This is a genomic window from Dyella agri (genome assembly GCF_044904705.1).
GTDB lineage: Bacteria > Pseudomonadota > Gammaproteobacteria > Xanthomonadales > Rhodanobacteraceae > Rhodanobacter_A > Rhodanobacter_A agri.
On record NZ_JADIKL010000001.1, the window covers coordinates 60,317 to 75,009 of the forward strand.

The window sequence follows — 14,693 nt, forward strand, 5'->3', positions numbered from 1 at the left end:
ATGAAGCGCAGCCGCAAACTGCTGGCATGGATCATCGGTGTGCCCGCGACCTTGCTGATCGTGCTGGTTTCGGCGCTGGTGATAGCGCTTTCCCTGTTCAACTGGAACAAGCTCAAGCCGACCATCAACGCGCAGGCCAGCACGGCCATCGGCCGCCCATTCGCGATCAACGGCAACCTCGGCGTGCAGTGGATGCGCGACGCGCAATCGCAGGGCTGGCGCGCCTGGGTGCCGTGGCCGCACATCGTGGCGCAGGACATCTCCGTGGCGAACCCGACGTGGACGAAGCAGCCACAGTTCGCACATCTCGACGCGTTGCGCTTCAGCCTCTCGCCGCTGGACCTGTTGCAACACCGCGTGCGCATTCCCACCCTGCAACTGGTGAACCCCAGCGTGGATCTGGAGCGCGACGCACAGGGCCGCGCCAACTGGACGTTCGACCTTCCGCAGAGCAGCACACCTTCCGCATGGACGGTGGACCTCGGCGCCATCGGTTTCGACGCCGGCCAGATCGCACTGGACGATGCCACCGGCCGCGTGAAGATAGCCGCGCACATCGAACCGCTGCAGCAGGCGATTCCCTACGACCAGATCGTGGCGCAAGCGGCGGCGGAAGCACGCACGCAGGCGGTCAGCAGCGCCGGGCGCGGTGCCGACAAGACAGTGGGCAAGGAAGACGAGCAAGGCCAGCCCGAAGACGCAGCCGCGCGGCGGTCCAGCTACCAGTTCGCCTGGACCGCGAAAGGCAGCTACCAGGGCGCGTCGCTGGACGGCAGCGGCAAGATCGGCGCCGTGCTGGCCTTGCAACAGTCCAACCAGCCGTTCCCGCTGCAGGCAAAACTGCGTATCGGCGATACCCACATCGCCTTGGTCGGCACGCTCACCGACCCCATCCATCTCGGCGCGCTGAACCTGCGCCTGTGGCTCGCCGGCTCCAGCATGGCGAAGCTCTACCCCATTCTCGGCGTGACCCTTCCCGATACCCCGCCCTACGCCACCCGCGGCCGCCTCACCGCCACACTGGGACGCAAGGGCAGCCAGTTCGGCTATCACGGTTTCCGCGCACGCGTGGGCGGCAGCGACCTGGCCGGCGACGTCGACTACGTCACCGGCGGCGCGCGCCCCAAGCTCAGCGGCAAGGTGCAGGCCACGCTGTTGCGCTTCGCCGATCTCGCGCCGCTGGTCGGCGGCGGCGGTTCCAGCACCACCGCGCCCCCGCCCGCCACATCGGATCGCGTGCTGCCTACGCAATCCTTCCGCACCGATCGCTGGAAGGCGATGGATGCCGACGTCACCTTCTCCGCCGGGCGCATCGAGCACGGCCCGTCGCTGCCGATCCAGTCGCTGTCCACGCACCTGGTGATGGACGACGGCGCGCTCGCACTGGACCCGCTGCGCTTCGGCGTGGCCGGCGGCCAGGTCAACGGCATGCTGCGCCTGGACGGCGGGGCCGCACCGATGCGCGGCACGCTGAAACTGGGTGTACGCCAACTGCGCATCGAGCAGTTGTCGCAGAGCTTCGCGGCGATGCGCACCAGCCTCGGCGAGATCAACGGCGACGCTGCGCTGGATGCACGCGGCAACTCCGTCGCCAGCTTGCTCGGCACGGCCAGCGGCCAGTTGAAGCTGCTGATGGACAACGGCGCGATCAGCCGCAACCTGCTCGAGATGGCCGGCCTCAATGTGGGCAACATCGTGCTCGGCAAGCTGTTCGGCGACAAGACAGTGAAGATCGACTGCGCCGCCAGCGATCTCGTGGCGCAGGACGGCCTGTTCCGCACCCGGCTGCTCGTGTTCGATACCCAGGACGCCCTTATCGACGTCAAGGGCACGGTGAACTTCGCCAACGAGAAGATGGACCTGGACGTGACGCCCCACACCAAGGGTTTCCGCGTGTTGTCGCTGCGCTCGCCACTGTACGTACGCGGCACGTTCAAGCAGCCCGACGTGGGCGTGCACACCGGCCCGCTGCTGGCACGCGGTGCCGGCGCGGTGGCGCTGGGCGTGTTCGCCGCACCCGCGGCCGCGCTGCTGGCGCTGGTCGCCCCCAGCCACGGCACCGGCGACGCCAATACCTGCACCACGATCCTGCAGCAGATGAGCACGCCAGCCCGGCGCTGAATCACGGGCGCGACGTAGAATGCGGCGTCTCCCATCGATGTGTCCCCCATGCAAGCCACCCACCGGGCCCGACTGCAGATCCACTTCTGCGTGCTGTTGTGGGGCTTCACCGCGATCCTCGGCAAGCTAATCACTTTGCCCGCGTTGCCGCTGGTGTGGTGGCGCATGTTGCTGGTGACGGCCGCGCTGCTGCTGATGCCGCGGGTATGGCGTGGCCTGCGCGCGATGCCGCCGCGGCTGCGCTGGGCCTATGCCGGCATTGGCGCGCTGGTATCGCTGCACTGGCTTACCTTCTATGCCGCGATCAAGCTGGCCAATGCCTCGGTAGGCGCCACCTGCATCGCACTGGGGCCGGTGTTCCTGGCCTTTGTGGAACCATGGGTCGCCAAGCGCCGGTTCGACCCCCGCGAGCTGCTGATCGGCGTAGCCGTGGTGCCGGGCGTGGCGATGGTGGTGGGCGGCGTGCCGCACGGCATGCGGCTCGGCATCGCGGTGGGCGTGCTGTCAGCGCTGTTCGTGGCCTTGTTCGGTTCGCTCAACAAGCGGCTGGTGGAACACAGCGACCCGCTCACCGTCACTTGCATCGAGCTCGGCACCGGCACCGCCTTCCTCACCCTGCTCGCACCGCTGCTGCCGCACACGGGCGCCGCCTTCGTGCTGCCGGGCGCGCATGACGCGCTGCTGCTGCTCGGGCTGTCCTTCGGCTGCACCTTGCTGCCGTTCGCGCTGGCGCTGGTGGCGCTGCGCCACATGAGCGCGTTCGGCATGCAGATGGTGACCAACCTGGAGCCGGTCTACGCCATCGTGCTGGCGATGCTGCTGCTGGGCGAGCAGCGGCAGCTCGACGGATGGTTCTATGCGGGCGTCGCGGTCATCCTCGTCGCGGTGTTCGCGCATCCCCTGCTGGGGCGCCGGCAGCAGCCGGCCGGTCAGCCCGAGCTGCTGGGAACGACTGAGAGCCACAACATCGTGGAGTAGGTGCTGGTCCTGGTCGCTCCGAACGAACTGCGCCGACATGCGGAACGGGCGCGGATTTCGAGGTCCGGGCGGGCGGTACGAAGGTTTGGGGTCACCGCCTGACCGACACCTATATGGCGCGTTGCTTGCCGCGCGACGGCGGCAATCACGATCAGAGATACTCAGGTCGACACAAACAGCGAGGGGCAAGCCAGTATGCAGGTCCAAGGATCGATCCCGGGAGCCCATCCGCGTCTGGCGGCCCTGGCAGGGCTGGCCTTGGGATGCAGTGTTGCGTTGGCCGCTGGTAACGCCGTCGCGGCCGCATCCGTACTGCCGCCTTTCGTCATCGGCCCGACGGCGAATGACCCTCACAGCCACGCTGCCTTCCCCGGGACGCCGCACGACATCATCAAGGTGTCGTCGCGCCTGCGCGTGACAAATGCCGTCGCCCAGGGACTCAACTTCTTCGCCATCCAGGTCAACTTTCCCAACAAGACCTGGGCACACGGCGGCCCCCAACGGGTTGATGGCCACTATCAGATGAACTGGGGCGGGTTGGTCAACCGCGGTGGCGGTTCGAAAGACTATCGCGAGGAAGATCCCGCCGCGGACCTGCTGTTGATGCAGAATGGCCCCGATTCGCAGCGTAGTCCGGCCTATGCCTGGACGGTCGGCAAGGAGTACGTGCTCACCATCGAGCGGGGCAAGCAGGTCACCCTGCCACCCGGCGAATATGTCTTCATCGGCTCCGGGCCGAAGGTTTCCGTTCCGGCAGTACGCACCTTGTGGGAATGGAAGTTCACGCTCAAGCCCGCGGACGGCAACGGGCCGACCCAAGTGTCAACGCTGTACGACGCCGCCGACCGTATCGCCAGCTTCTACATCTGGAACGAATGCGGCTATGGCTCATGCGGCAAGGGACAGAGCGCCAGCTGGTCGATGCCAGCCTACGTATCGCTTGATGCACCCCTTGCCGAAAAGCAGGCGCAGACGCTCAAACGCTTCTAGCGTTCTACACGGCTTGCGTATCGACTATTAAGAAACGTGGCCAGATCGCACGTTCTGTTAGAAGCAGCGAGAGAGGTGCAGTCTGGTCCGGGTTTGGCAAACGCGCTCTTTATGCATCAAAGCAACCGACAGGGGGCTTTCATCACGGTTAGCGTCTTGGCAAGCCATAGTCCCCAAGCAATCGCTGCAACATTTTGTTGTTCAGCACCGGAGCTTTCGGCCAAGCGGCCAACAAGACAAATGCTGGACCAGAGCGCAGCATCAAAGGGCAGTCCATTTGTTTCGTCAGCACTGCCCTAAGTCACCCTGACCGCCGCAAGGGGTTTCACCTTGTCGGGACCCATCGAGTCAACCTGTATGGCAACGCGGATGCGGAACAATACCTTTTGTGAAGACCAGGCACGACGGAATCGTTGATCGATTCTGCTGGATTCAAGTCGAGCACTTTCTTCCGCCCAATCAACGAACATACAACGACGAATCAACTTGCTCCGGTGTGTCCTAGAGAACACCAGGGCAGTCCGCCGACGACCATAGCGGGCAGTAAATGACGACCGTTTCAGCGCCGCTGCTCTGCGCGCGCAGGAATTCATTCCGTCTTGCCAGCGATGTACTCCCGCAGATACTCGATGAAGGCACGCACCTTGGCGGGCGCATGCAGGTTGGCGTGCACCGCGTGGAAGCTGCCTTCGGGAAGGTGTTGGGTGGACAGCAGATGTTCCAGTCGCCCGGCGACGAGGTCGGCGCGCACCATGAAGTCGGGCAGCACCGCCACGCCTGCGCCAGCCAAGGTCATCGCATACACGGCAGCCGCGCTGTCGCTTTGCACGCGCTGCACGAGGCGCACGCGGGCCTGCTTGCCGTTGCGCGCGGTGAAGACCCAGCTGGCGGGTGAACTGAGCACCGAGAGCAGGATCGCGTCGTGCGTCGCCAAGTCCTGCGGCCGGCGCGGCCGCCCGCGTACATCGAGGTAGGCCGGCGCCGCTACCAGCAACTGGCGGAAGCCGGCCAGGCGCACCGCACGCAGCCCGGAATCGCGTAGCGGACCGCCACGGATCGCCAGGTCGAAACGGCCGCCGATCAGATCACTGATGCCGTCGTCCAGCACCAGTTCCGCGTTCACCCCCGGGTGGCGACGCAGAAACTCGGCCAGCGCGGGTGCCACTACGGTCGTGCCGTAGTTCACCGGCGCGGTGAGGCGCAATGTGCCGCGCGGCGTCTCGCGGTTCTCGCCCACGCGCTCGATCGCCGCTTCGGCCTCGCCGAGGATGCGCACGCAGTCCGCGTGAAACATCGCACCGGCTTCGGTCAACGCCATCCGCCGCGTGCTGCGCACCATCAGCGTCACGCTCAGTTCGCGCTCCAGCCGTGCCAGGTGCTGGCTGACCATGGCCTTGGTCAGGCCCAGCTGTTCCGCCGCCGCGGTGAACGAACCGGCGCGCACCAGCGTCACGAACACCGCCAGCCGATTGAGGTTGACCTCGCCCATGTGCGCTCTCCACTGTCAATCAATACTTTACAGTGAATTTCATGACAGGCGATTTATCGCCCCAATGATCCGGCGCATGCTGTGCGCCGCTGCTCATCCAACGGAGACTCCCCATGCACATCGCACTGTTCGGCGCCACTGGCCACATCGGCCACGCCATCCTCGACGAGGCACTGGCGCGCGGCCACGCCGTGACCGCCATCGTGCGCGACCCGGCCCGCCTCGACACGCGCCACGACAAGTTGAAGCTCGTCGCCGGCGACGTGGCGCGCCCGGAGACCTGGCTGGATGCCGTGCGCGGCAGCGATGCGGCGGTGGCCAGCTTGTCCGCTCGCCGCGATGGCAACCCGGACAGCCTGCCCGCCAACGCACGCATCCTGCTCGACCAGCTGCCCGCCGCCGGCGTGCCACGCCTGGTCTGGGTAGGCGGCGCCGGCAGCCTGGAAACCGCGCCTGGCGTGCGGGTGATCGACAACCCGGCCTTCCCGGCGGCATGGAAGCCTGAGGCCGAGGCCCAGGGCCGCGCACTCGAGGCGTTCCGCGCCAGCACGTCGCCCATCGACTGGACCTACATCAGCCCTGCGGCGCTGATCGAAGACGGCGAGCGCAGCGGCCGCTACCGTACCGGCGGGGACCAGTTGCTGACCGATGCCAACGGTGTGAGCCGGATCAGCGTGGCTGATTACGCCGTCGCCCTGCTCGACCGTGTCGAGAAAGGCGACGCACCACGCCGCCGCATCACCGTGGCTTACTGAGAGCCGGTTCACGATCACCGCATAGCCATGTGAGGATCGCGAACAGGCGCTAAGCGGGCGGGCTTCCTGCCGTACCGGCCATCCCGGGCATGTCGTCCATGCCGGGATGGCTGCCATCGGCGTGGTCGTGCCCCATGTCCATGTCATCGTCTGGCGGCGCCTTGGCCACGATGGCTTTGTATTCCGCCGGCGTCATACCCGGCAGCTTCTCGAGAAAAGCCACCATACTCCAGATGGTGGGATCGTCGTGCCCGGCCATGCCCCAGGCGGGCATCGCACTCATCTTGATGCCGTGCTTGATCACCCAGAAGGCTCGCTTCGGATCGACCCGCACCTTGGAAAGATCGGGCGGTTGCGGGTACATCCCCACGCGCAACTCCGAATCGCCCATGCCGGGAGCGAGATGGCAACCGGTACACATGGCGGCGTACTGACCGGCGCCCTTGAGGATCAACTGCGGATCGTCGAGGGCGGGAACCTTGATGTCCTCCGAGCGCAGATGGATCGAGCGGTCGCGCAAGGTCTGCAGCGCGGCGAACACCGGTTGGCTGTGGTGATCATCCGCACCCATGTTGTAGATGCCGGAGTAGATGAAGACTCCGGTACCCGCGGCCAGGATCGCGAGCACCGCGGCGACGGTCAGGCCATGATGTTTGATGTGCCATTTCATGCTGGGACTCCCTTAAAACCAGATGCGGATACCGGCCACCCATTGCCGGTCGAAGATGGCCTGGCGATCGTCGCGTGCGAAGTCGGCCGTGCCGCCGAAGCGGCGCGTCCACACCACACCGACATAGGGTGCAAATTCCCGGCGGATCTCGTAGCGCAGGCGCAGGCCGAACCGGGCGTCCGACAGGCCGCCGCCGAGACGCCGGGCCGGATCGGACTGGCCATAGGCGTTGACCTCGAACTCCGGTTGCAGGATCAACCGTTGCGTAAACAGCAGCTCATACTCCGCGCGCAGGCGGGCGGCGGTTCGCCCGGATGGCCCGATGTAGCCGGTGGCCTCCAGATCGAACCCGTACGGTGCCAGCCCCTGGATGCCGAACGCGGCCCAATGACGCGAGGGACCATCGCCCAGTTCCTGGCGCACGCCGAGCTGTACGTCCCAGAACGTTGCGACGGCATGGCTCCACAGCGCCTCGACATCGCCGTTCTCTATGCCGCCGCGGCTGCGCTCGCCCTCGCTGCGCAGCCACAACTTGTCGTTGTCGTTGCCATACCAGCCCTGCACCGTCCAGGCCTGCCCATGACTGTCCTTGCCGTGGAACGCCTCTAACTGGTCGAACAGCAGCATGCCCAATGGCGCGTTGTCGCGCATATCCATGTCGCGCATCGAGCCGTAGTCGACACCGTCCGAATAGTCGGGGCTGCGCGCATCGGCCGACGGCTTGCCGCCTTGCATGGGTCCCATCGTCGTGGCGGCCGGCGTGCCGGCATCGTGCGGCATGCCACCCATGCCGGGCATGGCATCCTGGCCGGTTGTCTTCGCCGTGTCCGGATGCATGTCCGGCATGGCGTGCTGCCCCATGCCTTCCATGCCCGCGTTGGAAGCCGGCCGGGCCGGCGACGCCATCGCCGGCATGGCGTCGTGGGCCATGCCGGACATGGCATCCGTGGCGCCATGGCTCATACCAGGCATGTGCTGCGCAGGTTTCGCTGCCGGCTTTCGATGATGTTTGCCGGCCTTCGTCGCGCCGACGGATGGCTGGGCTGCGCTGGCCGGCATGGACATGCCGCTCATAGGGCGCATGTCCATGCCGGGCATCGAGCCCATGTCCGTCGTGGCGGAACTGCTGGCCGGGGCCGGCGTCGTCTGGGCGCCGGCCATGCCTGGCGCAGCCAGCACCAGCAACCCGGCCGCCAGCCAAAGGGAACGCCGCAAGGCGATGACGGTGGTCAATGGATCGCGACTCATGACACCACCACCTCGCGCATCATTCCCGCTTCCATGTGGTAGAGCATGTGGCAGTGATAGGCCCAGCGCCCCAGCGCATCGGCCGTCACGCCGTAAGCCACGCGCTGCGCCGGCTGCACGTTGACGGTGTGCTTGCGCACCTGGAATGCGCCGGCCGGATTCTCCAGCTCGCTCCACATACCGTGCAGGTGGATCGGGTGGTTCATCATCGTGTCGTTGACCAGCACGATCCGCAGCCGCTCCCCTGCGCGGAAATGGATGGGTTTCGCGTCGGCGAACTTCACGCCATCGAAGGACCACATGTAGCGCTCCATGTTGCCGGTCAGATGCAGCTCGATCTCGCGGCTGGGTTCGCGCGTATCGATGGCGCCGCCGAGGGTATGCAGGTCGGCGTAGCTGAGCGCGCGGCGGCCATGGCCGCGCATGCCCGCGCCCGGGTCGTCGAGGTTGCCGCGGGGCCTGTCCACGTGCATGTCGACACCCGGACCGTATTCGGTACGGGCATGGCGCACCGCCGGCACGGCGGCCATGCCCGGCATGGCGCCGTGCGCGTGCGCGCCGCCGTCCTGCGCCATCGCGCCCATCATGTCCTGCATGCCCAGCCAGACGAGCGGGTCCATCGCCGGCACTTCCGCTTGCATGCCGGGCCGCGGCGCCAGCGTGCCGCGGGCGTAGCCGCTGCGGTCGATGGACTGCGCGAACAGTGTGTAGGCACGGTCTTCCCGGGGCTCCACGATCACGTCGTAGGTCTCGGCCGCGGCAATGCGGAACTCATCCACGCTCACCGGCTCCACGTCCTGGCCATCGGCGGCGACCACGGTCATCTTCAGGCCGGGAATGCGCACGTCGAAGAAGGTCATCGACGAGCCGTTGATGAAACGCAACCGCACTTTTTCGCCGGGCCGGAACAGTCCGGTCCAGTTGCCGGCCGGCGCATGGCCGTTCATCAGGTACGTATAGGTATGCCCCGACACGTCGCTGTAATCGGTCGGGTTCATGCGCATCTGTTCCCACATCCTGCGCCTGGCAAGCGCCTGGCTCAGCCCGTGCTCGCGCGCGTCGCGGAAGAAATCCGGCACCGTGGGCCTGGCGAAGTTGTAGTAGTCGCTCTGCCGCTTCAGCGTCGCGAAGATGTGCCCGGGATCGTCGTCGGACCAGTCATTGAGCATCACGACGTAGTCGCGATCGGCGGGGAAACGCTCGCCGCCGGCGGGCTCGATCACCAGCGGACCATACAGGCCGGCCTGCTCCTGGAAACCGGAATGGCTGTGGTACCAGTAGGTGCCGCTCTGCCGCACCGGGAGGCGGTAGGTGTAGCTTTCGCCCGGCGCGATGCCGGGAAAGCTGATGCCGGGCACGCCGTCCATCTGGAACGGCAGCAGGATGCCGTGCCAGTGGATTGAGCTGGGCACGCGCAAGCGGTTGGTCACCTTGAGCGTCACCGTGTCGCCCTCGCGCCAGCGCAGCAAGGGTGCGGGCAACTGGCCGTTGACCACGGTGGCGAGGCGCTTGCGCCCGGTGAAGTCCACCGGCAATTCGCCGATGGACAGCTCGAAATGCGTGCCGCGCAATTCGCGGCGCACCGTACTCTCCTGCGCCAGCGTGGTGCCGGCGCGCAAACCCAGCCCGGCGGCCACGCCGCCCAGCGCCAGGCCTTGCACGAAACGTCGGCGCGACAACTGCACGTCGCGCGGATCCTGCCTGTTCATCCTTCACTCCTCGCGGAATCCCGGGGACTCCGCCTTGCATCGCCGCACACGCGGCAACGGGCCTGCCATGGGCAGGCGATCAGCCGAACGGGTCGGCATGGGCGGGAGGATTCAGGCCAGCGGTGGCCGCAAGGGCGGCGCGTGGGGGAGCTCGGGAGCAGCGGCCGGCCATGCCTGCCACGTCGCTGCGACGGGGTATACCGGCAACATGGGTGCGGACAGTTCCGGCAGCGTCGCCGTCGCGTGCGCGCAGGTGCAATCGGCATGCATGCCGTCCGCGTGCGGCGATGCCGGGGCGCCGGCAAGGTGTGTCATGGTCATCGCACCGGCCGTGTCTCCCATGCCTGCACAACAATCGACACGGGCGAACACGGAACCGGCCAGACCCAGCCACGCGCACAACGCCAGCACGAACAGCAGGCGGCAGCGACGCAGTTGGCGGAGAGGCGAACGACCCATGCCGCGAGCATAGCGATGCGCTACGTGCCCGCTCAACTCTGGAGTCGGCTTCATGCGGCCTGCACAGTGTCCGCAGCCTATACTTGCGCACCATCCCGCGGCTGCCGCCATGAACTACCGCCACGCCTACCACGCAGGCAACTTCGCTGACGTCCTGAAGCACGCCGTGCTGCTGGCGCTGGTCGAGGCGCTCAAGCTCAAGCCTGCGCCGTTCTGCGTGATCGACACCCACGCCGGCAGCGGCTGCTATGCGCTGGATGGCGCCGAGGCCGACAAGACCGGCGAATACAAGGACGGCATCGCCCGCCTGCTGTTCCCTGACCTGCACGGCGGCGACGCCCATGCCGCCACGCTGCCGGCGCTGCTGCGCCGCTGGCTGGACGGCATCCTCGCCCTGCCCGGCAACGAGCACGGACTGAAGCTCTACCCCGGCTCGCCGCTGCAGGCCGCGCTGGCCATGCGCGACAGCGACAGCGCACAACTGTGCGAACTGCACCCGGAGGAAGCCGCGCGACTGCGCGAGCTGTTCCGCCGCGACACACGCATGCACGTGCACGAGCGCAATGGCTACGAGGCATTGAAGGCGCTGCTGCCGCCGGAGGAAAAGCGCGGCCTGGTGCTGATCGACCCACCCTACGAGGCGCAGGAGGCCGAGTACCGGCTGATCGAGCAGGCCTTGAAGGAAGCGCTGCGACGTTGGCCCAGCGGCATCTACGCGGTGTGGTATCCGATCAAGCGGCGCAGCCAGGTGCAGCCCTTCCTGCGCTGGCTCTCCCACTGCGGCGCCAAGCGCGTGCTGCGTGCGGAGCTGCTGGTGCATGGCGACGATTCGCCGCTGCGCCTCAACGGTTCCGGCATGGCCATCATCAACGCACCCTGGCAACTCGACGAAACCCTGCGCGAACCGCTGCGGGCACTCGCGCGCCTGCTCACGCAGGAACGCCCCGCCGAGTGGACGCTGGACTGGCTGGTGGCCGAATCCGCCGCGGCCCCCGCCAAGCCGGTGCGGCTGCCGCCGCCATCGCGCCGACGCTGAAAAGCTGTCCGCGATCACCGCATGGCCTGAGCAGGCAAGGCAACGCTGGCTATGCGGCGATCACGGACTGGCTCTAAGCTCGGAACACCGTCTCGCCTCGGAGATCGCCATGCGCTTTGCCGCCGTTTCCGCCCGCATCCTGCTGCCTGCCCTGCTGCTGGGCCTCGCCGCCTGCGCACCAGCCCCGATCTACAAAGTCGCGCCCGGCACTATCGCCGCCATGCCGATGCAAGTGGCGCAGTCACCCGAGCAGTACGCACGGGGCCAGGTGATCTGGGGCGGCCGCGTGGTGGGCGTAAGCAACCTGCCCGACCACAGCGAGATCGAGATCCTCGCCTATCCGCTGGACGCCTCGCAGCGGCCGAAATTCGGCACCGACGGCAGCGGACGCTTCATCGCCATCCTCCCTGGCTACGCGGAGCCGATGAACTACCCGAATGGCGCACCGATCACCGTAGACGGCCAGCTTGCCGGCAGCCGTGCCGGCAAGGTCGGCGAAGCCGACTACGTGTTTCCGCTGGTGAAAGTCGCGCAGTCGCACGTGTGGACCGCCGACGAAATGCGCAGCGGCCATCCCAACGTCAGCTTCGGCGTGGGTGTCGGGGTCGGCATCCGCTGAGTTGCAGCGCGGCGCGCCGTCGCCAGCGGCGACTCGCACGCCGCGCTTCCACGCTTCCTACGCGCCCAGGCCGCGGGCGATGCGCCGGCTTTGCATCAATGCCGCGGTGTGCAACATAAGGAACAGCGGGACCAGGAACACTGGAACCACCAGCAGCGGCAGTGTCGCCATGGGAGCGGTCGTGATCTCGCCCGGAGCCCCCGTGGACAAGCTGGCACTCAACGTGCCCAGCGCGACGGCCACGGCAAGATCGAGCATGCCAAGCACGTTCCAGCGGACGAAGGCCCGGCTGGCGGCAAACTCAGGGCGGCGCACGAGCGCCAGGATCATCCACGGAGCGGCAAAACCGACCGCCATGTCGCCGAGGCCCGCCGGCAACGCGAACATCGCCGGCAGCACGCCGTGCGCGTACAGCGACAGGAAGCCCAGGCCGGCCCATCGCCAGGCCTGCATGCCGGTGATCAGACGCAGGTCGAGCGAGAGAACGAAGGCACGGAACGATGGCGTGAGCCGCAGCCATGCAAAAAACAGCAGCAAGGGCGCCCCGAACCCGATGGCAATCGCGACCGGCGGCTGCCCCGGACGCCCGACGAAGGCGCCGGATGCGCCGAGCAGCAAGACAAGCGAGAACCATGCGGCCAGGGCCAGGATGACTCCCTGGCGAATACCGCCGGTCCTCGCGGACCGCGACCCGGCCGGGCGCGGAAGAACTGTGGCTGACATGGAAGCTCTCCTCTAGTAACTTGCATTTTGCAAGTTTGTGGCGACGCTACCCCACTTACTTGCATAATGCAAGCTACTAATAGTAGTGCCAGAGAATTGCCTGAATGAGCAGCGCCAAGCCCTTCGCACGCTCCGCCTGCGCGGTTGCCAATTCGCTCGATATCGTGGGCGACAAATGGACCTTGCTGGTGGTGCGCGACCTGCTGCACGGCAAGACCACCTACGGTGAACTCGCCGACTCGCCGGAACACATCCCGACCAACATCCTCGCGGAACGCCTCAAACGCCTGGAGGCCGCCGGCATCATCGTCGGCACGCCCTACCAGCAGCGCCCGGTACGCTATGCCTACACGCTTACCCCGAAGGGCAAGGCGCTGGGCGACGTGCTGCTTGCGTTCGTACGCTGGGGCAAACAGCACATACCGGGAACGATGGTGATGGGCCAGGGGCCGGCGAACGCCGGAGCTGCAACAAAAGCCGCGGCCATGCCACGTACGCGCAAGACACCCGCAAAATAAGGCTCTGCACGGAAAACCGCGGCGATGGACGCACGCCACTACAATGGCCATCCCCAGACCACGGCTCGCATGCCGACCATGCCGACGTCGCACGCGCCCTTCACTGCCCACCCCATCGCTCATGTCCGCTCGCCCTACGCGCGGCGCATCGACGCGCCGCACCAGTCCACCGTGGTGGCGGGCACCGAAACGGGCAACGAGGCGGAAGCCCGCATCGAATTCGTTGACGGCCTGCCCGCCGAGGCGTTTGCCGATCTCGCCGGTTTCGAGCGGATCTGGCTGATTTTCGTGTTCCATCGCAGCGAGGGCTGGAAACCGCAGGTGCGGCCCCCGCGTGGCGGCGGCAAACGCGGCGTGCTGGCCACGCGCTCGCCGCACCGGCCGAGCGCGATCGGCTTGTCCGCGGTAGAGCTGGTCGCGGTGGAAGCGCGAGCGCTGCGCGTGCGCGGCGTGGACCTGCTGGACGGCACGCCCATCCTCGACATCAAGCCCTACGTGCCTTACGCCGATGCCTTCCCTGCTGCGCGGGCGGGCTGGATCGACGCCATCGACGCGGCCCAGGGCCGGCATTCCGCGCCCGGCCCGAAGCGGCCGCGAAAGCCGGCGGATAGCGGCCAAGGCTGAACCGCAGCGTTTGCGCGACTGCGGCAAACCGGCGCAAAGACTTGTATCACTGCCGGAATCGGATCATGCTGCACTGCACACAATACGCCGAAGTATTGAAATGATCTCCGCCAGTCTGCGCTCTGTGACCCCGAATCCGCCGCTGCCCCCGCGCAGCCGCGAACGCTATGCCCCCGTCCTTGCCGTGCACACCACCCACGGCGAACGCGTGCGCAGCCGCGACGGCCGCGAGCTGTGGCTGCGCGAGATCGAATCCGGCGATGTGGCGGCCTTGCAACGCTGCTTCACCCGGCTGTCGCCGGAGGACATCCGCCGCCGCTTTCTGCACGCGATGTCCGAGTTGCCCGCGCCGATGGCGCAACGCCTGTGCCAAATCAATCCGGCGCGCGAAACCGCGCTGGTGCTGGTGGACGAGTCGGTCCGCCCCGCCGAGATCCGCGGCGTGGGCCGCATCTATGTGGACGAGTCCGCTGACAGCGCCGAGTTTTCGGTGATCGTGGAGCACGACTGGAGCCGCATAGGCCTGGGCGCGCTGCTGATGCAACGCCTGGTCGACGACTGCCGCCACCGCGGCCTCGCCGAAATCTGGGGCTATGTGCTGCTGGAAAACCGCCCGATGCTGGAGCTGTGCCGGGAACTGGGCTTCACCCAGCGCCTGATGCCGGACGAGCCGGGCACGGCGCAGATCACGCTGCGGCTCTAAAGCCCCTCTCCCCCAACACCTCTCCGCACACGGGAGAGGTGGGCTTGACGG

General features: G+C 67.1%; 15 protein-coding genes. 9 read left to right on the forward strand and 6 right to left on the reverse strand.

Going from position 1 to position 14,693, the window contains the following annotated elements:
• From ISP14_RS00265 to ISP14_RS00275, 3 genes are all read left to right on the forward strand, one after another.
• Positions 1-2,121, forward strand: coding sequence for an AsmA family protein (locus ISP14_RS00265; protein WP_404534951.1), 2,121 nt, complete (start codon positions 1-3; stop codon positions 2,119-2,121).
• Between the two features lie 48 nt (positions 2,122-2,169).
• Positions 2,170-3,099, forward strand: coding sequence for a DMT family transporter (locus tag ISP14_RS00270; protein WP_404534954.1), 930 nt, complete (start codon positions 2,170-2,172; stop codon positions 3,097-3,099).
• Between the two features lie 195 nt (positions 3,100-3,294).
• Positions 3,295-4,089, forward strand: a complete 795-nt coding sequence (locus ISP14_RS00275) for a hypothetical protein (RefSeq protein WP_404534956.1) — start codon at positions 3,295-3,297, stop codon at positions 4,087-4,089.
• A gap of 589 nt (positions 4,090-4,678) precedes the next feature.
• Here the strand turns inward: ISP14_RS00275 and ISP14_RS00280 are convergent.
• Positions 4,679-5,578 carry a LysR family transcriptional regulator gene (locus tag ISP14_RS00280; RefSeq protein ID WP_404534959.1) on the reverse strand — a complete coding sequence of 300 codons (900 nt, stop codon included), beginning with the start codon at positions 5,576-5,578 and terminating at the stop codon, positions 4,679-4,681.
• A gap of 113 nt (positions 5,579-5,691) precedes the next feature.
• Between ISP14_RS00280 and ISP14_RS00285 the strand changes: the two genes are divergently transcribed.
• On the forward strand, positions 5,692-6,333 hold the full coding sequence (locus ISP14_RS00285; RefSeq protein WP_404534961.1) for an NAD(P)-dependent oxidoreductase: 642 nt from the start codon (positions 5,692-5,694) through the stop codon (positions 6,331-6,333).
• A gap of 49 nt (positions 6,334-6,382) precedes the next feature.
• Here ISP14_RS00285 and ISP14_RS00290 read toward each other — a convergent pair whose 3' ends face one another.
• The 4 genes from ISP14_RS00290 to ISP14_RS00305 all read right to left on the reverse strand — a co-directional run bounded on the left by ISP14_RS00290 (position 6,383) and on the right by ISP14_RS00305 (position 10,419).
• Positions 6,383-7,003 carry a c-type cytochrome gene (locus ISP14_RS00290; protein WP_404534963.1) on the reverse strand — a complete coding sequence of 207 codons (621 nt, stop codon included), beginning with the start codon at positions 7,001-7,003 and terminating at the stop codon, positions 6,383-6,385.
• Between the two features lie 12 nt (positions 7,004-7,015).
• Positions 7,016-8,251, reverse strand: a complete 1,236-nt coding sequence (locus ISP14_RS00295; RefSeq protein ID WP_404534967.1) for a copper resistance protein B — start codon at positions 8,249-8,251, stop codon at positions 7,016-7,018.
• Positions 8,248-9,960, reverse strand: a complete 1,713-nt coding sequence (locus ISP14_RS00300) for a copper resistance system multicopper oxidase (protein WP_404534970.1) — start codon at positions 9,958-9,960, stop codon at positions 8,248-8,250. Before ISP14_RS00300 ends, ISP14_RS00295 begins: the two co-directional genes overlap by 4 nt.
• A gap of 111 nt (positions 9,961-10,071) precedes the next feature.
• Positions 10,072-10,419 carry a hypothetical protein gene (locus ISP14_RS00305; protein ID WP_404534973.1) on the reverse strand — a complete coding sequence of 116 codons (348 nt, stop codon included), beginning with the start codon at positions 10,417-10,419 and terminating at the stop codon, positions 10,072-10,074.
• Positions 10,420-10,528: 109 nt separating this feature from the next.
• On the opposite strand from ISP14_RS00305, the gene ISP14_RS00310 reads away from it, so the two are divergent.
• Together ISP14_RS00310 and ISP14_RS00315 are read left to right on the forward strand one after the other, a co-directional pair.
• The gene (locus tag ISP14_RS00310) at positions 10,529-11,455 is read left to right on the forward strand and encodes a 23S rRNA (adenine(2030)-N(6))-methyltransferase RlmJ (RefSeq protein ID WP_404534975.1); all 927 of its coding nucleotides are present in this window, start codon (positions 10,529-10,531) and stop codon (positions 11,453-11,455) included.
• A gap of 109 nt (positions 11,456-11,564) precedes the next feature.
• Entirely contained in the window at positions 11,565-12,074 is a 510-nt protein-coding gene (locus ISP14_RS00315; protein ID WP_404534978.1) for a Slp family lipoprotein, read from the forward strand.
• Positions 12,075-12,131: 57 nt separating this feature from the next.
• On the opposite strand, the gene ISP14_RS00320 is transcribed toward ISP14_RS00315, so the two are convergent.
• Positions 12,132-12,797, reverse strand: a complete 666-nt coding sequence (locus ISP14_RS00320; protein WP_404534980.1) for a hypothetical protein — start codon at positions 12,795-12,797, stop codon at positions 12,132-12,134.
• Positions 12,798-12,901: 104 nt separating this feature from the next.
• On the opposite strand from ISP14_RS00320, the gene ISP14_RS00325 reads away from it, so the two are divergent.
• From ISP14_RS00325 to ISP14_RS00335, 3 genes are all read left to right on the forward strand, one after another.
• Positions 12,902-13,315, forward strand: a complete 414-nt coding sequence (locus ISP14_RS00325) for a winged helix-turn-helix transcriptional regulator (RefSeq protein WP_404534982.1) — start codon at positions 12,902-12,904, stop codon at positions 13,313-13,315.
• A 78-nt stretch (positions 13,316-13,393) separates the two neighbouring features.
• The gene (tsaA, locus tag ISP14_RS00330; RefSeq protein WP_404534985.1) at positions 13,394-13,939 is read left to right on the forward strand and encodes a tRNA (N6-threonylcarbamoyladenosine(37)-N6)-methyltransferase TrmO; all 546 of its coding nucleotides are present in this window, start codon (positions 13,394-13,396) and stop codon (positions 13,937-13,939) included.
• Positions 13,940-14,039: 100 nt separating this feature from the next.
• Positions 14,040-14,642 (forward strand): GNAT family N-acetyltransferase, encoded by a 603-nt coding sequence (locus ISP14_RS00335; protein ID WP_404534987.1) that lies wholly within the window; start codon positions 14,040-14,042, stop codon positions 14,640-14,642.
• Positions 14,643-14,693 lie beyond the last annotated feature (51 nt).